Annotated in this window: 26 protein-coding genes and 1 tRNA gene; 9 read left to right on the plus strand and 18 right to left on the minus strand. The window is 51.3% G+C overall.

The features are described from left to right. Window positions 1-4 precede the first annotated feature (4 nt). The 9 genes from PHE17_RS16095 to rlmE form a co-directional block, all read right to left on the minus strand. Window positions 5-481, minus strand: coding sequence for an NADH-quinone oxidoreductase subunit B (locus tag PHE17_RS16095; RefSeq protein WP_301016922.1), 477 nt, complete (start codon window positions 479-481; stop codon window positions 5-7). After that, complete coding sequence (locus PHE17_RS16100) at window positions 472-828, minus strand: NADH-quinone oxidoreductase subunit A (protein WP_301016923.1); 357 nt, start codon at window positions 826-828, stop codon at window positions 472-474. The genes PHE17_RS16095 and PHE17_RS16100 overlap by 10 nt, the downstream gene beginning before the upstream one ends. A 373-nt stretch (window positions 829-1201) precedes the next feature. Further along, a tRNA-Leu gene (locus PHE17_RS16105) sits at window positions 1202-1286 on the minus strand. A gap of 24 nt (window positions 1287-1310) precedes the next feature. Beyond that, window positions 1311-1784, minus strand: coding sequence for a preprotein translocase subunit SecG (gene secG, locus PHE17_RS16110; protein ID WP_301016924.1), 474 nt, complete (start codon window positions 1782-1784; stop codon window positions 1311-1313). Window positions 1785-1801: 17 nt separating this feature from the next. Beyond that, complete coding sequence (tpiA, locus tag PHE17_RS16115; RefSeq protein ID WP_301016925.1) at window positions 1802-2554, minus strand: triose-phosphate isomerase; 753 nt, start codon at window positions 2552-2554, stop codon at window positions 1802-1804. A gap of 76 nt (window positions 2555-2630) precedes the next feature. Then, the gene (gene glmM, locus PHE17_RS16120; protein WP_301016926.1) at window positions 2631-3965 is read right to left on the minus strand and encodes a phosphoglucosamine mutase; all 1335 of its coding nucleotides are present in this window, start codon (window positions 3963-3965) and stop codon (window positions 2631-2633) included. Between the two features lie 23 nt (window positions 3966-3988). After that, window positions 3989-4798 (minus strand): dihydropteroate synthase, encoded by an 810-nt coding sequence (gene folP, locus PHE17_RS16125; RefSeq protein WP_301016927.1) that lies wholly within the window; start codon window positions 4796-4798, stop codon window positions 3989-3991. A gap of 71 nt (window positions 4799-4869) precedes the next feature. Further along, window positions 4870-6801: an ATP-dependent zinc metalloprotease FtsH gene (gene ftsH / locus PHE17_RS16130; protein ID WP_301016928.1), complete on the minus strand. Its 1932-nt coding sequence runs from the start codon at window positions 6799-6801 to the stop codon at window positions 4870-4872. Between the two features lie 60 nt (window positions 6802-6861). Then, window positions 6862-7482, minus strand: a complete 621-nt coding sequence (gene rlmE, locus PHE17_RS16135; protein WP_301016929.1) for a 23S rRNA (uridine(2552)-2'-O)-methyltransferase RlmE — start codon at window positions 7480-7482, stop codon at window positions 6862-6864. A gap of 48 nt (window positions 7483-7530) precedes the next feature. On the opposite strand from rlmE, the gene yhbY reads away from it, so the two are divergent. From yhbY to PHE17_RS16155, 4 genes are all read left to right on the plus strand, one after another. Further along, the gene (gene yhbY, locus PHE17_RS16140; RefSeq protein ID WP_301016930.1) at window positions 7531-7842 is read left to right on the plus strand and encodes a ribosome assembly RNA-binding protein YhbY; all 312 of its coding nucleotides are present in this window, start codon (window positions 7531-7533) and stop codon (window positions 7840-7842) included. Window positions 7843-7968: 126 nt separating this feature from the next. Further along, the gene (locus PHE17_RS16145; RefSeq protein ID WP_301016931.1) at window positions 7969-8553 is read left to right on the plus strand and encodes a thioredoxin family protein; all 585 of its coding nucleotides are present in this window, start codon (window positions 7969-7971) and stop codon (window positions 8551-8553) included. Next, the gene (locus tag PHE17_RS16150) at window positions 8540-9553 is read left to right on the plus strand and encodes a hypothetical protein (RefSeq protein WP_301016932.1); all 1014 of its coding nucleotides are present in this window, start codon (window positions 8540-8542) and stop codon (window positions 9551-9553) included. The genes PHE17_RS16145 and PHE17_RS16150 overlap by 14 nt, the downstream gene beginning before the upstream one ends. After that, complete coding sequence (locus tag PHE17_RS16155) at window positions 9550-10329, plus strand: efflux RND transporter periplasmic adaptor subunit (RefSeq protein ID WP_301016933.1); 780 nt, start codon at window positions 9550-9552, stop codon at window positions 10327-10329. The genes PHE17_RS16150 and PHE17_RS16155 overlap by 4 nt, the downstream gene beginning before the upstream one ends. Here PHE17_RS16155 and mtgA read toward each other — a convergent pair. Beyond that, window positions 10326-10997, minus strand: a complete 672-nt coding sequence (gene mtgA / locus PHE17_RS16160; protein ID WP_301016934.1) for a monofunctional biosynthetic peptidoglycan transglycosylase — start codon at window positions 10995-10997, stop codon at window positions 10326-10328. The genes PHE17_RS16155 and mtgA overlap by 4 nt on opposite strands. Before the next feature lie 138 nt (window positions 10998-11135). On the opposite strand from mtgA, the gene PHE17_RS16165 reads away from it, so the two are divergent. Both PHE17_RS16165 and PHE17_RS16170 read left to right on the plus strand, forming a co-directional pair. Beyond that, the gene (locus PHE17_RS16165; RefSeq protein WP_301016935.1) at window positions 11136-12062 is read left to right on the plus strand and encodes an ABC transporter ATP-binding protein; all 927 of its coding nucleotides are present in this window, start codon (window positions 11136-11138) and stop codon (window positions 12060-12062) included. Beyond that, on the plus strand, window positions 12059-12832 hold the full coding sequence (locus tag PHE17_RS16170; protein ID WP_301016936.1) for an ABC transporter permease: 774 nt from the start codon (window positions 12059-12061) through the stop codon (window positions 12830-12832). Before PHE17_RS16165 ends, PHE17_RS16170 begins: the two co-directional genes overlap by 4 nt. Here PHE17_RS16170 and PHE17_RS16175 read toward each other — a convergent pair. Further along, the gene (locus tag PHE17_RS16175; RefSeq protein WP_301016937.1) at window positions 12822-15092 is read right to left on the minus strand and encodes a polysaccharide biosynthesis tyrosine autokinase; all 2271 of its coding nucleotides are present in this window, start codon (window positions 15090-15092) and stop codon (window positions 12822-12824) included. The two genes, PHE17_RS16170 and PHE17_RS16175, sit on opposite strands and share 11 nt — an antisense overlap. A 226-nt stretch (window positions 15093-15318) precedes the next feature. Between PHE17_RS16175 and PHE17_RS16180 the strand changes: the two genes are divergently transcribed. From PHE17_RS16180 to PHE17_RS16190, 3 genes are read left to right on the plus strand one after another with little or no spacing between them, the layout of a single operon-like run. After that, the gene (locus tag PHE17_RS16180) at window positions 15319-16317 is read left to right on the plus strand and encodes a GNAT family N-acetyltransferase (RefSeq protein WP_301016938.1); all 999 of its coding nucleotides are present in this window, start codon (window positions 15319-15321) and stop codon (window positions 16315-16317) included. Window positions 16318-16336: 19 nt separating this feature from the next. Beyond that, the gene (locus tag PHE17_RS16185; RefSeq protein WP_301016939.1) at window positions 16337-17485 is read left to right on the plus strand and encodes a glycosyltransferase family 4 protein; all 1149 of its coding nucleotides are present in this window, start codon (window positions 16337-16339) and stop codon (window positions 17483-17485) included. After that, window positions 17463-18269, plus strand: coding sequence for a polysaccharide deacetylase family protein (locus PHE17_RS16190; protein ID WP_301016940.1), 807 nt, complete (start codon window positions 17463-17465; stop codon window positions 18267-18269). Before PHE17_RS16185 ends, PHE17_RS16190 begins: the two co-directional genes overlap by 23 nt. Here PHE17_RS16190 and PHE17_RS16195 read toward each other — a convergent pair. Genes PHE17_RS16195 through PHE17_RS16225 form a run of 7 tightly spaced genes read right to left on the minus strand, consistent with a single transcriptional unit; the run spans window position 18235 to window position 26081 of the window. After that, a complete protein-coding gene (locus tag PHE17_RS16195; RefSeq protein ID WP_301016941.1) occupies window positions 18235-19404 on the minus strand; it encodes a glycosyltransferase in 1170 nt (389 codons plus the stop codon). The genes PHE17_RS16190 and PHE17_RS16195 overlap by 35 nt on opposite strands. Further along, a complete protein-coding gene (locus tag PHE17_RS16200; RefSeq protein WP_301016942.1) occupies window positions 19388-20980 on the minus strand; it encodes a hypothetical protein in 1593 nt (530 codons plus the stop codon). Before PHE17_RS16200 ends, PHE17_RS16195 begins: the two co-directional genes overlap by 17 nt. Window positions 20981-20985: 5 nt before the next feature. Next, window positions 20986-21732, minus strand: coding sequence for a class I SAM-dependent methyltransferase (locus tag PHE17_RS16205; protein ID WP_301016943.1), 747 nt, complete (start codon window positions 21730-21732; stop codon window positions 20986-20988). 9 nt (window positions 21733-21741) lie between these two features. Beyond that, on the minus strand, window positions 21742-22635 hold the full coding sequence (locus PHE17_RS16210) for a glycosyltransferase (protein ID WP_301016944.1): 894 nt from the start codon (window positions 22633-22635) through the stop codon (window positions 21742-21744). Beyond that, window positions 22632-23732, minus strand: a complete 1101-nt coding sequence (gene glf / locus PHE17_RS16215) for a UDP-galactopyranose mutase (protein ID WP_301016945.1) — start codon at window positions 23730-23732, stop codon at window positions 22632-22634. The genes PHE17_RS16210 and glf overlap by 4 nt, the downstream gene beginning before the upstream one ends. Continuing rightward, window positions 23725-25017: a flippase gene (locus PHE17_RS16220; protein ID WP_301016946.1), complete on the minus strand. Its 1293-nt coding sequence runs from the start codon at window positions 25015-25017 to the stop codon at window positions 23725-23727. The genes glf and PHE17_RS16220 overlap by 8 nt, the downstream gene beginning before the upstream one ends. Further along, window positions 25014-26081 carry a glycosyltransferase family 4 protein gene (locus PHE17_RS16225; protein ID WP_301016947.1) on the minus strand — a complete coding sequence of 356 codons (1068 nt, stop codon included), beginning with the start codon at window positions 26079-26081 and terminating at the stop codon, window positions 25014-25016. Before PHE17_RS16225 ends, PHE17_RS16220 begins: the two co-directional genes overlap by 4 nt. Window positions 26082-26098 lie beyond the last annotated feature (17 nt).

The following is a 26098-nucleotide window of genomic DNA, read 5'->3' on the forward strand; positions in this document are numbered from 1 at the left end:
GTGGTTATCGCGCTATGGTGTTGGTTCGACGGATTTTGTTCTGCAACTGCAAGATGCCGTACAGCAAGGCTTCTGCGGTCGGCGGACATCCCGGCACGTAAATGTCGACGGGGATTACCCGGTCACAACCACGCACCACGGCATAGGAATAATGGTAGTAGCCACCGCCGTTGGCACAAGACCCCATTGAGATCACCCAACGCGGTTCTGCCATCTGGTCATAGACCTTACGCAGTGCGGGAGCCATCTTGTTGGTCAGCGTGCCTGCCACGATCATGACATCAGACTGGCGTGGGCTGGGGCGAAATACGATACCGAAACGGTCAAGGTCATAACGTGCCGCACCTGCGTGCATCATTTCCACCGCGCAGCAAGCCAAACCAAAGGTCATCGGCCACATCGAACCAGTACGCGCCCAATTGATGAGCTTGTCGGCAGTCGTAGTGACGAAGCCTTTTTCCAGAATACCCTCTACTCCCATTCCAGTGCCCCTTTCTTCCACTCGTAAACGAAACCGACAATCAAGATAGTTAGGAATATGCCCATTGCCACTAAGCCAAAGAGACCGATTTGGTCAAGCACGATTGCCCAAGGGAACAGGAAAGCGATCTCAAGATCGAAGATAATGAAGAGGATAGCGACCAGATAGTAACGCACGTCAAATTTCATACGTGCATCTTCAAACGCAGGGAAGCCGCATTCAAACGGGGAATCTTTTTCTGCATCAGGGCGGCGTGGCCCTGCCAACAAGCCCAAGCCCAGCAATATGACTGCCAAGCCAAAGCCTACTCCCAGAAAAACGAGAATCGGAAGGTATTCACCTAACATACTAACTCCTGGTGTCAACCGTTGTGATCTGTCAAAAGTACTCACCCGGTTATCTGTGGCGGTGATCGAAACACTTACGGTTCGTATCACAATTTCATTATCAGCCGAATATAACGGCGCATGAACCGCAGATTAATTCCCCAAAGTGGGTATTGTCAGTATACCAACACAAAACCATCCCCGTAGGAATGATTGCAAACACCAGACAATCTTGCTCTACCGAGACGAATTGTCGACATTGTATGTAAAATATCGCTCATGTCAAACAAAAAACATCAATATTGTCGACACTTTAAAACAAGGCATTGAGGCAAAAAATATTACAGGCATAAAAAAAGCCTGTTACCCAAAAGTAACAGGCTTTTTTCTCATTTGGTACCGACGACCGGACTCGAACCGGTACAGCTTTCGCCACTACCCCCTCAAGATAGCGTGTCTACCAATTCCACCACGTCGGCAAAGCAGGGGCGTATGTTACTCTACTACTTCTTTTCTTGCACGGGTTTTTCGTCTTTTGCAGCATTTTTCTGATCCGCAGCAGGCTTGTCTTCCTTCTTAGCTGCGTCGGCCGCTGCTGGAGCAGGCGGAACATCACTGGCTTGAGGCTTATCAGCCGCTGCTGCACCCGGCACTGGCGGAACATCACCCACTGGCGCAGCAGGAGCTGGTTCAACAGTCACCGCTGGAGCTGTCGCATCCATAATGCTAGCTGGCGTTATGGTACGACCAGAAGCCAAGAATGCCAAAGCAATGCAGTTGAGGAAAAACACCGTCGCCAGAATCGCGGTCGTTCGGCTGAGGAAGTTGGCAGAGCCACGCGCACCGAATACCGTGCCGGAAGCACCGCTACCAAAAGCAGCACCTGCATCCGCGCCTTTACCTTGCTGCATCAATACCAACACGATGACAGCAACTGAAACAACGATCTGAACGATCAACAAGACGTTATATAACATAGCCTTTTTTATTAACCTTAGTTACCGGCTTGGCAGATGGCCAAAAATTCCCGTGCATCCAATGCTGCACCACCAATCAGACCACCATCAATATCCGGCATAGCAAACAATTCAGCGGCATTCGCGCCTTTGACGCTGCCACCATACAAAATTTGTACCTTCGCTGCCACGGCTTCATTCAGCCCAGCAATTTTACCACGGATGAAAGCGTGAACATCCTGTGCCTGCTGCGGACTAGCGGTTTTACCCGTACCAATCGCCCAAACAGGTTCATAAGCAATCACACCATCAACCAGTGCTTCCACACCTTCCAACGCAATCACGGCATCCAGTTGGCGTGCAACCACGGCTTCCGTAATGCCACCTTCACGTTCTGCCAGCGTTTCACCGACACACAAGATAGGCTTCAAACCATGCTTGCGGGCAGCGGCAAACTTATGGGCAGTGTCACCATCTTGCTCACCATAAATGGCGCGGCGTTCTGAGTGACCGACAATCGCGTATCCGCAACCAAACTCATTCAACATTGGGCCAGAAACCTCGCCCGTGAATGCGCCTGCATCCTGATCAGCAATATCTTGCGACCCCAGACCAACGCGGCTTCCCGCCAGCAAGCCTTGTGTCATGGGAATGTAGACATACGGCGGACAAACCGCAACTGCCACATTATCCATACCTTTCAGACCCGCCAGAATTCCCCCCACCAAAGACTCGATACTCGCTTTGGAGCCGTTGAGTTTCCAGTTACCTGCTACCAGTTTTTGACGCATGATTTCACCTCTCCTTCAAGCAAGGGCGAAAGATTACCTGCATAAGCCTTGGAAATCAATCTTCATTCCGGGCAGGTCAAGCCGCAGCACGCACCGCACTGGCAATATCCTCCGCCAAGGCGGCAGTTTCCGTAGCATCTTCGCCTTCCACCATCACACGGATCAGTGGTTCTGTACCGGAAGCACGCAACAATACCCGTCCGCGATCACCCAATTGCTGTTCAACTTGGTGCACCGCCTCTTGGATCGGGGCAGATTCATCCAGCTTGATTTTCTGCCGGGTCGGGACATTGATCAGGGTTTGCGGATACTTGGACATGACCTTTTTCAGCTCATGCAAGGGCTTACCGGAATCGTGCATCGCCCGCAGCACTTGCAAAGCGGCAATGATGCCATCCCCGGTCGTGATATGGTCGCGCACAATGATATGACCGGAAGATTCGCCGCCCAGCGGGCAATTATGCAGGTTCATTTGTTCAATGACGTAACGGTCGCCGACATTTGCACGGTAGAACGGCACATCCAAGGCCCGTATGGATTTTTCCAAGCCAAGGTTGCTCATCAATGTACCGACCACACCGCCTTGCAAGCCGCACTCCTGATGGCGGTGGTGGGCAATGATCGCCAAAATTTCATCACCATCGACAATACTTCTCCGCTGATCAACCATGATCAGGCGGTCGCCGTCGCCATCCAGCGCAACCCCAACATCAGCGCGGTAACGTTGCACTGCGTCCCGCAATTCCTCCACATGGGTTGCGCCACACTTATCATTGATGTTCAGCCCATCGGGTTCATTGGCAATGGCAATCACTTCTGCGCCCAACTCGCTGAATACATCGGGGGCGACATGGTAGGTTGCTCCATTCGCGCAATCGACCACAATGCGCAGCCCCTTGAGGGAGACATCGGTCGGCAGGGCGCGTTTACAGAATTCGATGTAACGCCCAGCAGCATCTTTCGCCCGCTCGACCTTACCGAGTTCTGCTGATGAAACGGTTTTGAAATCCTTCTCCAGCCACGCCTCGATTTCTTCTTCCACAGTATCCGGCAACTTGGTTCCGGTACTGGAAAAGAATTTCAAACCATTGTCATCATACGGGTTGTGTGACGCACTGATCACGATACCCGCCGAAGCACGGAAGGCGCGGGTCAAATAAGCCACCGCAGGCGTAGGCATCGGCCCCAACAAGCGGATATTCACACCTGCCGCCACCAAGCCCGCTTGCAGGGCGGATTCCAGCATGTAACCGGAAATGCGCGTATCCTTACCGATCACCACCAGCGGATGCCCATTGCTTGCTAGTACTTTGCCTGCTGCCCAACCCAGTTTCAGCACGAAATCGGGGGTCATGGGGTAACGGCCGATCTTGCCGCGAATACCATCCGTACCAAAATATTTTCTAGCCATTATTCCCTTAGAACCTCAATCGTTTATTCAAGGACTGCTTGTACAATCTTCATGGCATCAACCGTTGCCTTGACATCATGTACGCGAATGATACGTGCGCCATGCATTGCTGCCACCACTGCCGCTGCCACACTGCCATGCAAGCGCCCGTCGACTGCCACATTGCCCATTAATGCGCCAATCATGGACTTGCGCGAAATGCCTACCAGTATAGGCAAACCCAACGCAGAAAAGGCATCCAAGCGACGTAATAAATCCAGATTATGCGGCAATGTTTTACCAAACCCAAAACCAGGGTCAAGAACCAGCCGAGAACGCGCAATACCTGCCTGCCCACAGGCCGCAATACGCTCCTCAAAAAAGCGGCAAACATCCTGCACCACCTCGGTGTACTGCGGACTGTGCTGCATAGTGCGTGGTTGCCCCTGCATATGCATCAGGCAAATCGGCACGGACAAGCCCGCACAGGCTTCCAATGCACCGGGTTCCTGCAAGGCACGTACATCGTTGATCAAATCCGCACCTGCTGCCACCGCAGCCTGCATAACTTCCGGCTTGCTGGTATCCACTGACACCGGCACATCAAAACGCTCCCGGATCGCAGCAATGATGGGCACAACACGCTCAAGCTCTTCCGACGTGGATACAGCTTGCGCACCGGGGCGGGTAGACTCGCCGCCGACATCAATAATATCCACCCCTTCCACCAGCATTTGTTCCACATGCCGCAATGCCGCATCCCGCGCATGAAACTGCCCGCCGTCGGAAAACGAATCCGGGGTTACATTGAGGATACCCATGACCTGTACTGACGTTTTATCTGCTTGCCACATGCTGCCACCACCCCAAAAGAAAAAGCGCGGAAACAATCTCCGCGCCTTACCCTATCAAGCTTACTGTTTAATCAGTGGGAACTCGCCGCCCCACCAATGACGCCTTCACCTGTGGCTTTCTTGCCATTGCCCGATTGAGGCCGTGATGATGTACCTTTACCACCGGAGGAATCGTCGTCAGTCCAATCCGCTGGTGGTGGCGGCTCTTCGCCGCGCATCAGGGCATCTACTTGCCCACGGTCAATGGTTTCGTACTTCATCAGTGCTTGCGCCATCGCGTGCAAAACACTCATCCGTTCAGTCAGGATGGTTTTGGCACGGGTGTAGTTACGGTCAATGACTTCACGGATTTCACCGTCAATCGCATGGGCGGTTTCATCCGACACGTGCTTATGTTGCGTAACGGAACGTCCTAAGAATACTTCGCCCTCGTCTTCCGAGTACGCCAGTGGCCCCATGCGGTTCGACAAGCCCCACTTCGTTACCATATTGCGAGCAATGCTGGTGGCGCGTTCAATATCGTTGGAAGCACCTGTAGTTACACCTTCAAAGCCATAAATCAGCTCTTCGGCAATACGCCCACCGTACAAGCTGGAAATTTGGCTTTCCAAACGCTGCTTGCTGGCGCTGTAACGGTCTTCTTCCGGCAAGTACATGGTCACACCCAGCGCACGACCGCGCGGGATAATGCTGACTTTGTACACGGGATCATGTTCCGGCACGCTCAAACCAACGATAGCATGGCCTGCTTCGTGGTAAGCAGTCGCCAGCTTTTCCTCTTCCTTCATGACCATCGACTTGCGCTCAGCGCCCATCATGATCTTGTCTTTGGCTTTCTCGAATTCATTCATGTCAACGGTGCGCTTATTGGAGCGGGCAGCAAACAACGCCGCCTCGTTGACCAGATTCGCCAAATCAGCACCAGAAAAACCGGGCGTACCGCGTGCAATCAAGGATGGTTTTACATCATCGCCCAACGGCACTTTGCGCATGTGGACTTTAAGGATATGTTCACGACCACGCACATCCGGCAATGGAACAACAACTTGACGGTCGAAACGACCGGGACGCAGCAACGCCGCATCCAATACGTCAGGGCGGTTAGTTGCGGCAATGACGATGATGCCTTCGCTGCCTTCAAAACCGTCCATCTCCACCAGCAATTGGTTGAGGGTTTGTTCACGTTCATCGTGACCACCACCCAGACCAGCGCCACGCTGACGGCCTACCGCATCAATTTCATCAATAAAGATAATGCAAGGCGCATGTTTCTTAGCCTGCTCGAACATGTCACGCACACGGGATGCACCGACACCGACGAACATTTCGACAAAATCAGAACCAGAAATACTGAAAAACGGTACTTTCGCTTCACCAGCAATCGCTTTCGCCAACAAGGTTTTACCTGTACCGGGTGAACCAACCATCAGCACACCGCGCGGAATCTTGCCACCCAGCTTCTGGAATTTGCCCGGATCACGCAGGAACTCGACCAATTCGCCGACTTCTTCCTTGGCCTCATCGCAGCCAGCCACGTCATTGAAATTAATCTTGACCTGATCTTCGGTCATCATGCGGGCGCGGCTTTTACCGAAGGACATCGCCCCACGACCACCGCCGCCACCTTGCATCTGGCGCATGATGTAAATCCACAGCCCAATGATCAGCAGGAACGGAACCCAGCTAATGATGATGTCCCACAACAGGGAACGCTCTTCTGGCTTGCTCGCTTTGAATTTAACCCCATGTTTGACCAAATCATTGATCAATTCAGGATCGTTAGGCGGGCTATACGTAATAAATTTGCTGTCGCCAGCCGTGACCACCAACGTCTGATCCTTAATTTCGACTTCCTTGACCGAACCATCACGCACGCGGCTCAGGAACTCCGAATAAGGCATCGCTTCCGATGTCTGGGTTGGCACACTGAATTTGCTGAATACCGCAATCAAAACAAATGCGATAACGGCCCAGATCAGCAAATTTTTGGTTAAATCGTTCAAGTGACTTCTCCACTATCAACTTCGAGGCGTTACTCGTATGTAACACCCAATGCGCGAATATTACAACATAAAACCCTGTGCAAGCACATAAACTTCCCGGCTGCGGGGTCTTGATGCTGCTGGTTTCCTGACTTTTACTGTTTTGAAACTGCTGCGTACATCACGCATGAAGGCTTCTGAGCCATCCCCCTGAAACAATTTCACCAGAAAAGCACCACCCGGCTTTAATACCTGTCGCGCCATGTCCAATGCAAGTTCACACAGATGAATGGCGCGAGGTTGGTCAACCGCATCCACCCCACTCATATTGGGAGCCATATCGGAAATAACAAGGTCTGCTTTGTCATCACCCAACAAACCCAATATTTCAGCCAACACCGCCTCTTCGCGGAAATCCCCCAACACAAACTCAACAAACGCCAACGGATCAAGCGGCAGGATGTCGCTTGCCACAACCCTCCCCTTCCGCCCCACCACTTGGGTCGCGTACTGGCTCCATCCGCCGGGAGCCGCACCCAAATCCACCACTTTCATGCACGGTTGCAAGATGCGGTCTTTTTCCTGAATTTCCTTCAGCTTGTAAACCGCCCGCGAACGGTAGCCTTCCTGCTGTGCTTTTTTGACATATTCATCGCTAAAATGTTCACCTAACCACCGTTGACTGCTTTTGCTTCTTGCCATGCCTCGTTATCACTCATTACACTTCATCAATTTACGCAAAAGAGTATCATGGAACTGACCTCAACACTGACTGAAACGCAGAAAAAACGCCTGCGTACCCGCGCACATGACCTAAAACCTGTCGTTATGATCGGTCAGCATGGCCTGAAGCCGTCCGTACTGGAAGAAATCACTGGCGCACTCGACCACCATCAATTGATCAAAATAAAGCTGAGCGTCGGCGACCGCGAACTGCGTGACGACATGATCGCCCAAATCTTGCAATACAGCCAAGCACAACAAGTCCAACGGATCGGAAATATCGCCGTGCTGTACCGCCGCAACCCTGACAGGCCGGACATTTTCAAACAAGATTTCTGATTTTGCGATTTCTCATTGACGCCCATTGTAACTTCTGGGCTTGAACACACTCTAAATTCCCCATAGCATACGGCTATAAATCATAGCCGTATGCCCGTGCCTTAATAAACGCAGGAGGAATGTAGCGTGTTACGTACCCTTTTATTGACTGTGCTCATGTCATTGAGCGTTTCTATACCAGCCGTTTTTGCGGAAGATAAACCGCAGGCTGCCACCACCAGCGACACGCCAGCCGCACCCACCGCCGTTGAAACCCGCGACGTTGATAAATTCTTCGACGACACCTTCAACAATATGAAGGAAGACCTTGAAACCGCCAAAACTGACGGCAAAAAAGGCGTACTGATCATGTTCGAGATGGAAGAATGCCCGTTCTGCCACCGTATGAAAACGACTGTACTCAACCGCAGCGACATCCAAGATTACTACAAGGAAAACTTCCGCATCGTCAGCGTCGACATTGAAGGCGACGTGGAACTGACCAATTTCAAAGGCGAAACCACCACCCAGAAAGATTTTGCCCTGAAAGATTTCCGTGTGCGAGCCACCCCGGTTTTCCAATTCATCGGTTTGGATGGCGAACCCATCAAAAATGGGCGCTTGACGGGAGCGACCAAGGATGCCGAAGAATTCATGCAGTTAGGCAAGTACATTGCCGAGAAAAAGAACGAAGAAATGCCGTTTACCAAGTTCAAGCATGAGCAGAATTAAACTCGCATGGGGGGTATGCACTGCCCTCCTGTTCTTTCCTGCGAGCTACGCGGCTGATGAAGTCCCTAGCCCCATCAGCCTCGAACAGGCACTCACTTACGCCGACAAACACCCGCGTACTGCATTAGCGCCGGAGGTTGCATTACGCCATCCGCTGCGCCAGCCGCTGTACTTGGACTGCCACAACCTCGCCTACAACAATAACAGCAGCCCAGATAACCAGCGCGATCAGCAATTACCCGCATTGGTTTCACCGCAGGACGCGCAACGGCTGGAAATCATGCAACGTTTCTTCGACGTAGTGCTAGCAGATTCCAGCGCGGTGCGCGATAGCGAAAACATGGCGGTCTACTACATCCCACTTGACCGCACCAAAACCCGGATGGAGTTGAAAGAGTTTTCCGAGTTGGATGTTGCCGAACTTGATGCCGAATATCAGGTTGTCCGCCAGCAAAGCGCTGCCAGTACCGCATCGCAACGCCTGACCCGCTCACTGTTGGCGCAAGCCATCAACACCCCGCTGAAATTGCCCAACGAACTCAACCCACCCACGCTTGGCACGTTCCCGAACGAACTTCCCGCACTGGATGAATTGGTCAAAACCAGTCTGGACAACAATGCTTGGCTAGAGGAACGACGTGACGACGCCGATACCGACGAACAAGCCGTCATCGACATGGAAGTGCGCCAGCAAATCCTCGAACTGTTGTTGCGGCTGGACGTTTTTAAGGTTGCGGAAGAACGTTCCAAGGCCGACATCCTTTGGCGCGATTATTACCTCGAACGTAGCCGCACCCTGTACGAACAGGAGGTCAAATCTGACCTCGGCGATGCCATGACCCAGCAAAGCAAAGCTCGCTTGCAACAACAACAAATCCAGTTCTGCCGCGCGATGGCACTGGCGCAACTGAATGCCCTACAAGGCAAACCTGTTTGGCCTTTACCAACAGCCGCAGCCAAAACGGAAACACCCGCCGCCAAAGAGGAACAACCCAAATGAAGATACCCACGACCACAGGTTGGCTACTTTTTTGCGGGCTGATGCTGAACAGCGTTACCGCCTACGCGCTCGAACTCAAAGGCCGCTTGGAATGGGTACACAAAGTTGAAATGCGTGTGGTCGAAAATGGTGTGGTGGAAGAAGTCAATGTCACCACCGGGCAACACGTCAAACAGGGTGATCTGTTGCTGCGCATGGATCAACGCAAACAAAAAGCCACCCTCTTGGAAGCCAAAGCCCGCGTTGCCCGCGCTAAACTCGGCACAGATGACGCGACCCGCGAAACTACCCGCACCCAAGAATTGTTTGACCGTGGCCTGATTTCTGAAGAAGAACTCAAAGATGGCGAACTAAAAACCGCCGTTGCCAATACCGAAAGCGAATCCGCCAAAGCAGACGAAGAAGCCGCACAAGTTGCCCTAGAACGCAGTGAATTACACGCCCCCTTTTCCGGCATCATCGTCAGTAATACCGCATGGAAAGGCGCAGTTATCTTCGCCAACCAACAGAAAGACCCGATAATTACCTTTGCGCCGGATGACCAAATGCTTGCCCGCGTGCTGGTCACTGCCGATGTTTTGCGCCACTACCCGGTAGGCTCGTCTGCGCAAGTGTTGGTAAATGGCGATAACCGTAGCGGCAAAGTTTACAGCCAAGGCGTAGAAGCAGTACGGATTGAGCCGGAAGGCGCGATCTACGAACTGGACATCATCTTCAAGCGTGACCCCAAAGAGTTGCTGAGACCCGCCGAATCGGTGAAAGTGATCCTGCCCTAATCGAGCTTCTGCAAATACGCCGCCCCGCCAATCGAACGCATCTGACGTAAAATCCGGCTCTGGCGTGCGCGGACATACCCTGAAGGTTTCGCCGCATTGAACTTGGTCGGCGCAGGTAAAACTGCCGCCAACAACGCTGCATCTGCCGCCCCCAATTTGCCCACAGGCTTATTCAGCAGGTTTTGTGCCGCAGCACCCACGCCGTAATCGGCCTTACCGAACTGCGCGGTATTCAGGTACACCTCCAGAATGCGGTCTTTCGACCAGAGAATTTCGATCAGACCCGCGATTCCCCATTCCAAGCCTTTGCGCACGTAACTGCGCCCTTGCCACAGGAACAAGTTCTTCGCCAATTGCTGGGTAATGGTGCTGCCACCGCCGGTTTTACGCCCCTTCAATTCGGCATTGATCGCTGCGGTGGTCGCTTCCACATCAACGCCCCAATGTTCCGCGAAACGCTGGTCTTCGGAAGCAATCACCGCCAATTGCATCGGGCGCGGAATTTCATCCAAGCTCACCCAATCGTGGCGCACAAACGGCACGTCAGCACTGAAAATGGCCACCACATCCTGCCGCAACATGAAGGCGGAAGTAGGCACTGGAAGCCAACGAAAAATCAGCAACCACACACATAGCGCCACAAACAGCATTAGGGGAATACGCCACAAGCGGGCTATCCAAGGTTTTACAACCATCGTTCTATAACAACCCATACTCAACACAATGGCGCGTATTATGCCACAACAAGCCCTCAGCGGTGAGAACATGCTAACATTCGCGCTTTCACCCCTGACAAGAACAAGCACATGACGGCAGCATTGGACATCCAAGGTTTGCGCAAAACCTACAGCAACGGTTTTACCGCCCTGAAAGGCATCGACTTGCGTGTGGAGCAAGGTGATTTCTTTGCCCTACTCGGTGCAAATGGTGCAGGCAAATCCACCACCATCGGCATTGTCAGCTCGTTGGTCAACAAAACCGCAGGCAGTGTCAGCATTTTTGGCTACGACCTTGATAACCAGCGCGAACTCGCCAAAGCACAGATCGGGCTGGTTCCACAGGAATTCAATTTCAATATTTTCGAGCCAGTGGTGGAAATCATCGTCAACCAAGGTGGCTATTACGGTATGCCACGCAGCGCCGCCTACGCCCGCGCCGAAATCCTGCTGAACCAACTCGGTTTATGGGACAAACGCCATGACCAAGCCAAAAGCCTTTCCGGCGGGATGAAACGCCGCCTGATGATTGCCCGTTCGCTGGTACACAACCCGCGCCTGCTAATCCTTGACGAACCAACGGCTGGAGTCGACATTGAAATCCGCCGCTCCATGTGGGAATTCTTAAGCCAATTGAATGCCGATGGCACAACCATCATCCTCACCACGCACTATCTGGAAGAGGCCGAAAGCCTGTGCCGCAACATTGGCATCATCGACAAAGGCGAACTGATCGAAAATACCAGCATGAAACAACTGCTCAACCGCCTAGATACCGAAAGCTACGTGTTTGACCTCGCCGAACCCATCGAAAGCCTGCCCGTCACCAGCAACTTGTGCCATTTTACCTTGCGTGACCCAACCACGCTGGAAGTGGTGTTCCACAAGGCGCATTACTCACTCAACCAAATATTCGCCTTCCTCAACGAACATGAGGTAAACATCCGCAGTATGCGCAATAAAACCAACCGCTTGGAACAGCTTTTCATGGATTTGGTCGAGGGCAATAAGGCATGAATGCACAACAAAAATGGGTGGCCTACTACACCATACTGGTACGTGAAGTACTGCGTTTCACGCGCATCTGGGTGCAAACCATCATCCCGCCCGTGATTACTACCGCGTTGTATTTCGTTATCTTCGGTAACTTGATCGGCTCACAGATCGGCAAAATGGAAGGCCATTCCTACATTGAATTTATCGTGCCGGGGCTGATCATGATGAGCGTCATCACCAACTCCTATGCCAACGTGGTGTCATCGTTTTACAGCTCGAAATTTCAGGGCAATATTGCTGAAATGCTGGTATCCCCTACTCCTAACTGGATCATATTGCTGGGGTATGTCAGTGGTGGCGTGGCTCGCGGCGTTACCGTCGGGGTTGCGGTAACACTGGTTTCGCTACTGTTCAGCAACCTGTATATCCAGCACTTTTGGATTACCCTGACCATCGCCATCCTGACTTCAGCGCTGTTCGCACTAGCGGGGCTGATCAATGCCGCGTATGCGAAAAGCTTCGACGACATCACCATCATTCCCACTTTTGTACTGACACCGCTGACTTATCTGGGCGGGGTCTTTTACTCCATCGCCATGCTGCCGCCTTTCTGGCAAAAATTGTCGCTGCTCAACCCGGTGCTGTACATGGTGAACGGCTTCCGCTACGGCATTTTAGGGATCGCGGATATAAGCGTGTGGATCAGTTACGCCGTCATCAGTAGCTTCATCCTGCTGTTGGGCGGATTCGGCCTGTATTTGCTGAACAAAGGCATCGGCATCAGGAGCTGACGGGCGCTAGGTTCAATCCGCCGCGCTTACCTTTTACCTGTTTCGGACGTTCGCTGACCGGAATACGGGCTTGGTAACGGTTTGGATAGCGGTAATCGAAGGTACGGTCTTGCGATTTGACCATCAAGAACCCCACCACATTCCGTTTTGCGCGGCGCAGTTGTTCAATGGTGTTCAACAGGCGTTTACGGTTGATGTTGTCTTCATCAGTAACGATCAGCGTTGCTTGTGCCATTGCGGACAGGTAAATCGCATCGGCAAACCCCGCAACGGGTGGCGCATCAATAATGACGCTATCAAAATGCCGAGGAGCAAGTGCCAACAATTGCGCCATCGCAGGGCTAGAGACCATCCGTACCGGATCAGCATTTAGGGTTCCGGCAGTCACCAGATACAAACCTTTAACATCACGCACTGGCAGGGTAACAGTACCAATATCGACTTCTCCGCCCAGAAAATTACTTAAACCCTTGTAGTTATCCACCCCCATTTTCGTGTGGAGGGATGGCTTGCGCAGGTCAGCATCAATCAACAGCACTTTGAAACCTTGCTGCGCTTGACTCACGGCAATATTGACCGCTGACGTAGATTTGCCCTCACCAGGATTGACACTGGTAATCAAAGTAACACGCGGCGCACCACCCGGCAGGATGAAGCGTAAGTTGGCTGTTGCCACCCGGTAAGCCTCCGCCAGCGAGGAGCCGACATCATGGATGACTGCGATAGCCAATTTGTTTTTAGCCAAGTTGCGTACACGCGGAATTGTGCCCAATACCGGCAAACCACTGAGTGCCTGCAACTCACTGACCGAAGCCACCGTTTGCCCAAGGGTTTCCCGCAACAGTGCAATACCTGCCCCCAACATTAAGCCGACCAAACTGCCAATAATCAGGTTGAGCGTCCGTTTGGGACGGAAAATATCATCGGATGGCACAGCAATATCCACAATTTTGATATTGCTGCTGGTCACATTGGCAGCAACGTTGACCTCTTTCATGCGCTGCAACAAACCGTCGTACAAGTTACGGCTGGTTTCCACCTCACGTTTCAGGGCGTTGTATTCAATGCTGCGGTCACGCAGGTTGACCAACTCTCCCTTGAAAGCATCCAGTTCAGCACGCACCCCATCTTCCAACTTTTTCGCCGCTGCATAATCAGCCTGCAACGATTGTTTTAGCCCACCCACTTCGTTTTGCAGTTGGCTACGGGTTTCCTGTATTTGTTGTTGTAGGCTCTGCATTTCCGGGTAAGCGGGTTTGAACAGTTTGAGCTTTTCCTGATACTGCGCTTCCAACGTGACCAAATTTTGCTTGATGCCTGTGATAACTGGATTATTCAGGACTTCACGCACATTGCCTGTCCTATTCCCTTGGATCATCAGGCTTTCCGCCTGAATCCGGTTACGTTCAGCAGCACCTAAGGCTAAATACAGGTCATCCAACTTTTTGGATTCGCTGGACTGCGCAGATTGCTCTGAGCCGCCATTATTCACATCCAAGATATTATTCTGCTTGGCGTATTCAACCAATTTCGCCTCTTGCATGGTCAAGCGGGTACGGGCTTTCTCCATCTCCTGTTCCAGAAACGCTTTGGCATAGGAATCCGTTTCGCTCTGGGAGTTGATGTTTTCTTTGATAAAAGCATTAACCAAGGCATTGACGATTTCCGCTGACAGCACCGGATCAGGGCTTTCGTAAAAGACTTTGACCAAATGGGTCTTTTCAATCGGTTCGACATACAGGTTCTTGGCAAAAACTGCCACGTAATCAACTGGCTTGGCGGCATTATTACCCTCATCCCTAGTAGGCAACAGGCTTTTCAGGAATGCTTTCAGCGGGTTGGGCTTGGGTGCTTTCCCAAACAAACGTTGTTGCAAGTTCAGCTCAGCCATCACCGTTTCCGCCAACTTGCGGCTTTTCAGTTGCTCGTATTGGGTGCGGAAGAAAGGGTCTTGTTCCCCCATGTCAGGTGAGGTAGTGCTTACCGTGCCAAAATTGACGACTTGCGCCCCTTCTTTTTCAATTTGTACCGTAGCACCTGCCCGGTATGAGGGCGGGGTTGTCCACGTAAAATAGGCCGTCAGCAACATGACCGTCAAAGCAATCAGCAATAATGTCCATTTTTGCCGAACCAGACGACGCCACACATCTTCAAGGCTCAAACCGTTTGCAGCCCCCGTAACAGGCAGCGTCATGCGGGGGGCAGGCACGCCAGCGTCCGGCGGGTAGTTGAGCATTTTTTCATTAGAAATAATTTGCATAACGTTTCTAGTAATATCGTTGTTCTGACACCTGTATTGTCTGCGCCCTGCCCCACAGCCGCAAACCATAAACTAGCATTCGTAAGCGTTTTATGGACAAACGGATAGCCCCCCAATTTTGCTTGCCTTTCACCCCACAAAGCCCGCCCGTTAATCTGCCGGAACTGGCAAGCCTGCCTTGAAAACCCTACAAATGGGGGAATCAAAAAAATCAAGATGATGCCGCATGACCCTACTGATAACACCCGACCCAAACTTGTTGGAACAGCCTGTTTCCGCAGCGGTTTTCTCCACGCCAGCATTCCGCGCCATCATCGCCCACGAATTCAGGCTCAAAGCGGTGCAGATACACATGCAGGCCGACGGGAAAAGCGTGCTGATCCCTGCATTTATGCGCCGCACGCTATGGGGAAAAAAGACCCTTATTCTTGGCGCGGGCTTCGATAAAACCGGCGTTATCCCAGATATTGCTGCCAACGCTTACAGCCAAATTATCGAACAACTTGCACAGGAACTGAGCGCGACAGACATCAGTACGTTGGAAATTCGCACCACCCAACACATCCCCTGCCTGACCGATGAGTCCGACAAGGTGGAACTGAACATTGATATAAACACTGGCGTCGAGGCCATCTGGAACGGGCTTTCCACCAACACCCGCAAAAATATTCGCCGTCCGCTGAAACAGGGGTTTACTGCCGTTGTAGGCAAAACACCTGCATTGCTGGATGAATTTTACCAACTCTACCGCATGAGCCTGCACGATATTGGCAGCCTTCCACACCCACAACAATTTTTCACGGATTTATTGGCACAATGCCCCGAACATCTGGAAATTTTCGTTGGTTATATGGACGGCATCCCGGTGGTATCTTCGGTAAATTTTATCAGTACAGATGAAATTTACGGCGCGTGGTCAGGCATTCACAGCGCTTATAAAAAGCACAATGTTTTCATCGCCATGCTATGGAAAATGGTTGAACACTGCGGAACCCGCGGGCGCAAAACCTATAACTTGGGGCGCTCGTCAGAAGGCAGCAACCCCTACCTGTTCAAGCTAAAACTCGCCAACCGGGCACACAAAATTTACTACTACCGAGTCAAGATTGCGCCCCCCCAAAAAACGCATTCGCGGGTACATGACGCCGCCTCATGGTTAATCCGCCATACCCCGGAAGCGGTGATGTACGGGCTTTCCCGCACCTTGATCCACAAATTTTATTGAAACACTAATGACTAACAACATGAAAATCCTAGAAGTTTGCACCGTCAGCAGCTCTGCTTACGCACTGGTTTTCCAGCGTGCCCACGCGCTCAACCAACGCCATGCCGGACGTATGCAGGTTGACTTATTGTGCAGTGATGGCCCGGAAGTCGCCTTGATGCAGGAAAAAGGGATGCAGGCGCTAGTCGAAACCCTACACCGCAGCTTAAACCCGCTACAACTGGCACGTTCTGCATGGAATTTGCGCCGTGCTATCAAACGCGGCGGCTATGACGCAGTACACCTGCATTTCGGCATCCCCGGTCTGGTTGGGCGTTTTCTGGCTTTGTTCGACCAGCAAACGGTGTGGATTTACCAAAGTCACGGTTACAGCATTGCGGAAAATACCAGCCCATTAGCGCGTTGGGTTTACCTGCTGATCGAGAAAGCGCTGAAAAAAACCGTACGCTATTCGCTGTTCCAATTGCATGGAGACATGGAACTGGCGCGGCAACACAAATTGCTCTCTGAAGAACAAATGGTTTATTTGGGAAATGGCGTTGACCTGCAACGGTTTGCCCCCGCCAGTGAGGAAAGGGACGCAGGACACCCAACCGTATTTGGAATGGTGGCGAGGTTTGAACCGATCAAGAACCATGCGTTATTGCTGGATGCGGTGGAATTACTGGCAAAACAGACCCGTGATTTCAAGGTAAAACTGATTGGTCAGGGGCATCTGAAGGCGCAAGTGCAAGCGCTTATCCAGCAAAAAGGGTTGGCTGATGTGGTGGAAATTGCGGAATACAGCAACGACATGCCGGAATTTTACCGCAGCATTGATGTGGGGATGTTAACCTCGTTTGCCGAAGGCATCCCGCGTGCTTTGATTGAACCAATGGCCTGCGGCAAGCCCGTGATCTGCACCGATGTCAAAGGTAGCCGCGAAGCCATCATTGACCAGCAAACCGGATTCAAATCCCCCATTGGTTCAGCCGCAGAATTGGCGCAACACATGCTTTGGTTTATCCAACACCCGCAACAATGCCAGCAAATGGGTAACGCCGCACGCGAACATGCCCTCCAACACTTTGCTGAAGAACGCATCATCAACGCGCTCGGCAAGCTCTACCTGTCTTGCGGCGAGCCCCTTCATCAGGAGAAAACCCATGATCTTCACTGCCGACATTGAAGATTGGCAACAATCGGTATACGACTTTGATCGCCCCGTTTCCAACCGGGTATTGCGCAATACCAGCCGCTTGCTGGACATTTTGGGCAATCACGGCGTTACTGGCACATTTTTCGTGCAAGGCATGGTGGCGGAAAAATTCCCTCAACTGGTCAAAGCCATCGCCCACGCAGGTCATGAGGTCGCCTGCCATTCCTACAGCCACCGCCGAATTTACAACCTCACCGAAGCACAATTCCGTGAAGAAATGCGCCGTTCGGTCAGCTCGCTGGAAGACATTACTGGCAACAAAGTGATCGGTTTCCGCGCCCCAACCTTTTCGGTACGCGATGAGTTTTTGGACTGGTACTGTGACATCCTGCATGAACAAGGGATCATTTACGACTCCTCCATCATGCTGGCGACCGTGCGTAGCTGTTACGGTTTTAGCGATGACGGTATCTTGCAACGGCTTGCTGCACGTGGGCTGGACAGTTACCCGATGAGTGTTACGCGCGTGCTGGGCAAGAACCTGCCGGTACTGGGCGGTGGCTATTTTCGCATTTACCCGTACTGGTTAACCCACTGGCTGGCGCGGGGGCTGGATCATCGCACCAGTATTTTTTACATGCACCCTTATGAGCTGGATACCCACGAATACCGCGAGATGTCGCAACTTGTCGATATTCCACCCAAAATGGCAGTGCACCAGTTTGCACGACGCGGCAGCATGAAAATAAAACTGCAAAAACTGCTGCACGATTACCCGTTCAGTTCGTTTCGGGATGTTTATTACCCGGCATAAGTCCGCGTAGCAAACGGCGGTAAGCATCGACGACTGCATCCAAACTGTACAGTGCCGTTATGCGTTGCTGTGCCCGCTCGCCTAAAGTTTGGCGCTGCGCTGGCGTTTGTTGCAGAATAATTTCCCACGCTTTTGCCAAAGCACGCGCATCGCCTGAGGAGACAACCAACCCAGTATCTGCCACACATTCGGCAATATCCCCAACATCGGTCGCCACACACGGCACGCCTTGCGCCATTGCTTCCGCCAAAAATAGCGGGAAAGCCTCGCGTTGCGACGACAGTGTGGCAATATCCAATGCCGCGATCAAACGGGATGCATCCGTGCGCACGTCTAACAGATGCACCTTGGACTGATCCGGCACAGTTTCCAATAAAGTTTTCAGCGCGGGATTCGCAGCAGACATCCCTTCACCCGCCAGCAAGAAATGTGCGGCTTGCCCACTTTGCTGCAACAAGCTGATGGCGGCGAACAAGTTAGGAATATCCTTTTCCGGGACGGCGCGAGTCAAACTGCCAATCAACAGCGCATCCGCAGGGATACCGAGTTCCTGCCGGACTTGGCGATAATACTCCTCTCGATGACTCTCTTGGTGCGATGGAATGCCATTGGCAATCACTTGTGCGTGTTCAGTCGCATACCCCAATTCCTGATGGCGCTGCATACTGCGGCGCGAAACATACACAATCCGCTGGGGAAAACGGGATAACCACCGCCCGACTTTGAGCACCAGCGCATGTTGGAAACGCTCCAGCGTGGCCTGTTCCGGGGTGTGATGCATTCCCCACAGCAAGAGCGGACGACGACCGGAAAACCACCAAAGCAAAGTGGCGAACAAATTGCCGTGATGCATCCAGCCGTGGATGATTTGTGGCTTGATTCCGCGCACCCAAGCAAACAGGCGCAGCAACGACAAGGGCAGTTTCACTAAATGGTTCAAGCCCAGCACATACACGGGGATACCGGCTTGCGCAAACTGCTGTTGGATGCCGTCCACCTCAACCAGCGACACCACACAAGGCTTGTAATCATCACTAAAATCCGAACACGCCAGATTCAATAAAGCTTTTTGCGCCCCACCGACACTCAAGGAAGTGATGACATACAAAATCGTTTTTTCAGGGTGATATGCCATTCAGGAATGCCTCCAGATTGGTGTAGCCATCGCCATTGCTGTCGCTCGCGGCATCGCTGCTGTCGGCGGGGTTTAACCCGAAACGTTTTTCCCAATCATCCGCCATACCGTCTTTATCCGCATCGGGGTACGGTTCTGCTGTTTTTGCAGGCACAGGAAATCCACCGACTTGATCCTCATGCCACGGGAATTTTTCGTTTAAGTAAGTTCCCGTGCGGTACTCTTCCAGAAAACGCTGGTCAATCGTATCCCGCCCATCCAACCACACCCCATCTGCCCCCAAACGCTGGCTTGCACCGACACTGGCTTGCAACACGGCTTCCAGCTTTTCAGCATTTTGCACCGTAACGGGTATCTTGCTGGTGGCTACGGGTTTCGCGCTTTTCCACGCAGCATCTATTTGCCCATCAAGGCAATGCGCGGTTTTATTAGTGGTGTAATGGCAGACCAATTCCCAATCGCTTGCCTGCCGATCTGCCCTGCTCTTATCCAAATTGCCTTGCAAATACAGGATTGGGAAACCGGATACGGCATTCCACCAAGCATTCGGATCAGAGGGGGCGTATTCGGGGCGGTCAACAGCGGCTGGAACCAGATGGATAGGCCACCGCGACAATTCATCAGGGGAGGTTTGCGGGCCGGGTTTCCAAATATTGCCTACGATGTCCATCTTAATCCCTCCCGCAATCACCGTCGGCAACCACTGCCAGTTGTAGATAATATTGTTGATCAAGCTACCGCTTTTGATGAGGAAATCGGCATTGCGCTTTTGCGAATGCAGCAGCAGGTTATGGTGAAAACTGATCCGTTCCGGCGCGTGGTCACCCTCAAAACCTGCCATGAAACCACCGCCCGGATGTCCTAAACCCTTATCATCCTGAATCAGGGCTTCACCAATCAGGTTCCACGAAAGCGCTACATCCGTAAGGTCTGCGTGACCCATGTCGTAAATGCTGACACCTTCGGCAGGCATCCAACTGACCGAACAATGATCAATGATGACATCGTGCGCCCCTTCGCCCACCATCAGGGTTTCAGGGTTTTGCTGATTGGGAATCGCTAAATCCTTATTCCTGCCCGTGCGCAAACGCAAATAGCGCAACACCACATCATGGGTTTCGATGGCAATCCCAGCATTGCGGACAGTAATCCCGCCCGCAGGTGCAGTCTGCCCCGCAACCGTCAAATAGGGGCTAGTAACACGGATGGTGGTATTGCGTGTGTAATCATAGCCATGCGCGGTGTTCTGGAGTTTGAATTCCTGTAAAGCAATGGTTCCTGCGACGCGGAATACCACGGTGCGCGGATACGGCTGGAGTAATGCCCAACGCAACGTGCCGGGAACCAGCTTGGCGGGGTCATTCAAATCTTCGGTGGTGCATTCCCCAACACATGGGTCATCCAAACGGTCAACAATCAGCACCTTGCCGCCCCGCCCGCCTTGCGCCAAAGCACCATCACCTTCCGCACCGGGAAATGCAGGCAATAGCCCCGCAGCATACCCCGCACCTGAGCAGACAAAAATTATCAGGCAAAGCACAAAAGCAAACTTCAACGGTGGAACAGCGTTACGCATTAACCCTACCCTGCTTTCAGCCAAAACAAGTTGGCTTTCAAATCACGGATATGCAGCACGTACAACAACACTTTCTTGAATGTAGGGATATACCACGGCTCCTTTTCCGCCTGCGAAGACACCGCTCTTAAACCAACCGAGCTAAACAACGCCAGCCATTGCCGCTCGGAACGGTAGCACACCCCAACTCCGGCGGTGTTAGCCCCCAACTTTTTGGTCAACGGCGCTAACCAGCGGGACGAACTGATATAAAAAATCAGGTAGCTGGGCAAACCATCCAGTAAGATGCCGTCGCACAGGTTCTCAAACACTGAAACCCGTCCCTTCGGCGTCAAATGCCGCCGCGCCAAACCCACGGCAGAACGCACGTTTTCGCGGGTTTGTGCGTAACTGTCAGCCACCAAATGGTGCAGCAGCCAATTCATGAAAACGATGTCAAATTGCTGCCCGGCAAGTTTGGCCTCCATGTCCTCAACCGAGGCCAGCAAAATGGTTTTGCGCGGATTCGGTTTATTACGGCGGATCAGCAACTCCGAATTATCTAGCACCACAGCACGTGCTTCCGGGTAACGGTACAGCAGCCGATCGGTAAAAATACCATTTCCCCCTCCCAAATCTAAAAAGCAAAACTTGCCATCAGGAAAATCCCGGTCAATACATTGGGTTATTAGGTTCCAACGTTCGACGAACATATCATCGGTATCAAATTCGCTCAGTTGCTCATCCGATAACTGCTTTAATTCCATTTGCATAATACCTCCCTATGATTCCATCCGTGGTGATTTGAAAATGCCATCAAAGATCGGCTTTGCCAGATTTTTGATGATTGCCCACGAAAATCTTCCTTGCTTCAGGTATTCACCCCAACTTGAGATGTTTGATACCAACAGTAACAACCGTTCTTTGCGGTTCCATGCAGGACTCTTGAGCAGCCACAAGGCATTACGCACTGCAAAATACAAACGCCCACTGTAAATATCCAATGGGGTATGCTTGGTTTTGGTCTTATGCTCAACAACCGAGGTTGACACCACGAAACCAATATTATCCCTTAACACCCGCGCTGAATATTCAACATCGTCACTCCAAATGAAATAATCAGCGATAGGCAAGCCAAACTGTTTAACGGCTTGCGTTGATAACAATAGAGAAACAAAGGAAGTGGAGCGGATTGGCAACATCTGTTTTTCTAAACAGGCGTAAGTCATATCCCAATCATTACCAAATACCTTAGGCATATTCATGGGATGGGGAGTACCATCCGTCCAGTTAACCCGACTAGCCATAATGAGCGGAGAAATTTGCTTACTTTCAGAAAACGCCAGCCCATCCAGCAACGCTGATAATGCCATAGGTGTGGCAATGGTATCATCATCCATAACCCATACCCAATCACAGCCATCTTGGTATGCCAATGCGATACCATAGTTAAAACCACCTGCCCCACCAATATTGGTTTTTAACCGTTCATACCTCAATGTAAAGTGCGTGGGCGCATAAGTGGCAAAGAATTCCTCTGTGCCATCAGTACTGGCATTATCTATAACAAAAATATTATCAGGAGGCCGTACTTGTGCCTCCAGTGCCGCCAAACACTCAGCCAACAATGCCTTGCGGTTATAAGTGACGACAACGGCGGTAATTTTTGGTTTCATTTTAATACCTCACACAAATGTTCGGCAGTTTTTAAGGCAGTGGCAACAACCTGATCCATATTGTAATAACGGTATTGTGCCAACCTGCCAACGAAGCTTACCCGCGTTTCCTGTTCTGCCCTCTGTTTGTATTGCTTATACAATGCTTCATTTTCTGCGCGGGGAATCGGGTAATAAGGCTCCCCTTGGGCTTGTGGGTATTCATACACAACCGAAGTGCCTGCACAATCTTGCCCTGTCAGATGCTTGAACTCTGTAATTCGGGTATATTCATGTGTATTAGGATAGTTAACCGTACCTACTGGTTGGAAAGGTTTAGCTTGCTCAAAATGTTGGTGCTCAAACGCTAATGAGCGATACGGCAACTTGCCATAACAATAATCGTAATACTCATCAACCGTTCCGGTATAAACAATGTGTTTAAAAGCATCCTTATCCTCAATATCGGCAAATGACACCCCGAAACTGGTGGTGATATTCGGATGCGCCAAGATGCGTTCAAACATGCGTGTATACCCCTCTAACGGCATAAACTGGTAAGTATCCGTAAAATAGCGGTCATCACTATTCGTCCGCACCGGAATACGCGAAGCCACCCCCGCAGACAACTGGGCAAGTTCCAGCCCCCATTGCTTGCGGGTATAGCCCCGGAAAAACTTGTCACACATATCCGCCCCCACGCTGGCAAGCACCACATCTTCGCTGGTCTGGATCACTGGCTTGTCGATGCGTACTTTTTCCAGAAACTGTTGCGCTTCTTCCTCACTCAAATTCAATCCATACAAGCTATTGATCGTTTGCCGATTGACGGGAATCGGATACAAAACCGAGTCCACCTCTGCCAACACCCGATGCTCATAGAAACGCCAAGCAGTAAAACGTGACAGCCAGCGTACAATTCGCTCGCTGTTAGTATGAAATATGTGCGGCCCGTAACGGTGGACTAATACGCCTTTTTCATCGTGACAATCGTATGCATTACCTGCCAGATGTTCACGTTTATCAATCACCAAGACCTTGTGTCCGTGATCCGCCAATTCCCTTGCAACCACACTACCGGCAAAGCCTGCCCCAACTACCAATACCCTGTCATTCATATACCCGCCCTGCCATTGGCCAATTTAATAGTTTATTTTTAACCAGAATCAAGAACATACTGACAGTAACGAAACATTCTGCCAAAAGAATACTGCTTGCCGCTCCCGCCGCGCCATGATAATAACTTAAAGGAATAATCATCAGGATATTCAGCAAGCCAGAAATTATCACCACCTTAGAGAATTCGGCTTTCAGACCAAAATTCAACATAATCTGGATACCAAAAACGTTGGATAAACCAATAGCAAATGGCATAAACGCCATAATTCTGAGAATTATCACACTAGCTGCATAAGCGTTACCAAATATCAACCAAACGATCATATCTGCCAGTGTAAATAACAGCAGGGAAACACCCAACGTTATCCCGCCTTGCACCAAAATCAATTTCTTAATGAACACCAACGCCTGTTCAGCCGAGTGCTCTTTTATTCCAGCAATATGCGGATAAACTGACTGCGAAATCGGCAAAATCAATTCATTCACCATTTTTATGATTTTTTCTGCTGCGGCGAAATAACCTAAGGCCACGGGGGACACCATTAAGCCAAGGATAAACGTGGCGCTATTTGTGTAAAAACTGATGGCAACCGTAGACAGGAAAACATGCCACCCTTCTTGCAATGCAACCCGCATACTGTCTATGGATGGAATATAGAACCTAATATCTGCTACTTTTCGGATAAAAAACCATGAAACAATGCCAGCCAAGACAAAACTGCCCGACTGTACACCTGCCGCCACCACATAATCAGAACTGTCCTTAACGAATAGCAGTATTCCCGCCACCATGCACGAGCGGGAAATGACATTCACCACCGTCAGGTATTTCATTTGCCCCATGCCTTGAAAAAACCATACAGGGAACAATACATTACCAACAACCACCAGATAAACCAGCAAATAAAGGCTGGCTTCTTGGCGCATGGCAGGGATAAAAGCCACCAGCAAAAACAGCACGCAGAAACCAATACTTGCCAAGATTGCCTTAACACTCATAACAGCGCTGAAGGTTTCAGAAATCTTCTGGGTATCCTGATTGGCTGCTGCTACCGCAACGGCACGGGTAGCACTCAGGTTAAACCCATAATCCACTAAAATATTGAAGAAAATAACTATCGCCGAAGCAAAAGCAGTCACACCAAACTTTTCCGCGCCCAATACCCGCACCAAATACGGCACGGTAATCATCGGCAACAAATAGGTAAAGCCCTGCAACAGGAACAACGACAGGATGTTGCCCCCTAATTTGGAACGCAACAGGCTGCGGATACGGCTGATCACACCGCTAACCATGCGTCTGCCACACTGCTGATGTCATTGCCGCGCACGGATTCCGGCGCTTGCAAACGCATCTGCTCCCGCAGCGCCACATCATGGAACAGGGTATCAATCCCCGCCGCGATGGCATCTGCATTGCCTTTTTCAACCAGCAAACCGTTTTTCCCGTGCTGGACGATTTCGCGTGGGCCGGTCGGACAATCTGTTGACACAATCGGGCAACCCAAGGACAGTGCTTCAATCAAAACCAGTGGATAGCCCTCGTAATCACTGCTCATCACCAGAAATTCGGCTTTTGCCATGTATTTGTAGGGGTTACTGTCAAGGCCAGCCAGCGTGATCCTGTTTTCCATCCCCAGTGCGCTTATCTGTTGCGCCAACGCTTCCCGCAGACTTCCCTGCCCTAAAATAACCAGTTGGCAATCTGTTTGGGCTTGGGTACGGGCAAATGCAGCAATCAACAAATCGAAACGTTTCTGGTGCTCCAAACGCCCTACCGCCAAAATGAACTTACCGTCAATGCTGATGCTTTCTACTGCCTTCTGCCGGATTAAATGCCCATTGACCGGGTTGTAAATACACTTGACGTTTTTCAAGTGCGCCCCCGTTTCCAACAATTCTTGCATCTGGCGGGAGACAGCGATGACGCCTTTGGCACGCGGGTATAACCAGCGGAACGCAAACCATTCGCTGCGGGTCATTACACCGGGATCAAGATGGACGGACAAAACTGCCTTAGGGCTGGCAAGCACGCAAGGCACATTCGCTGCTTCCAGAAAGGAGAAAATATGGTCGAAACGTTGTTGGCGGAAAATCTTACGGAAACGCCATGCCCGGTATAATAAGATAGCAAGCTGTATGAAAAATCCGCCTGGCCTTTCGGGAATGTCCAGCGGAACGATTTTTGCCTTGACCTCATAGCGCGATTCACCCGCTTTCAGACCGACGAAAGTCAGGATGCTTACTTCATACCCAAGATCACTGAATGCATCGGCAAGATCAGCCGCAACTTTTTCTGCCCCACCGCCTTTGGCTAGTTCAGCAATTACAATCGCTATTTTTTTCATGGCATTACCAAAACCTT

This window comes from Thiothrix sp., assembly GCF_028714775.1.
Lineage (GTDB): Bacteria > Pseudomonadota > Gammaproteobacteria > Thiotrichales > Thiotrichaceae > Thiothrix.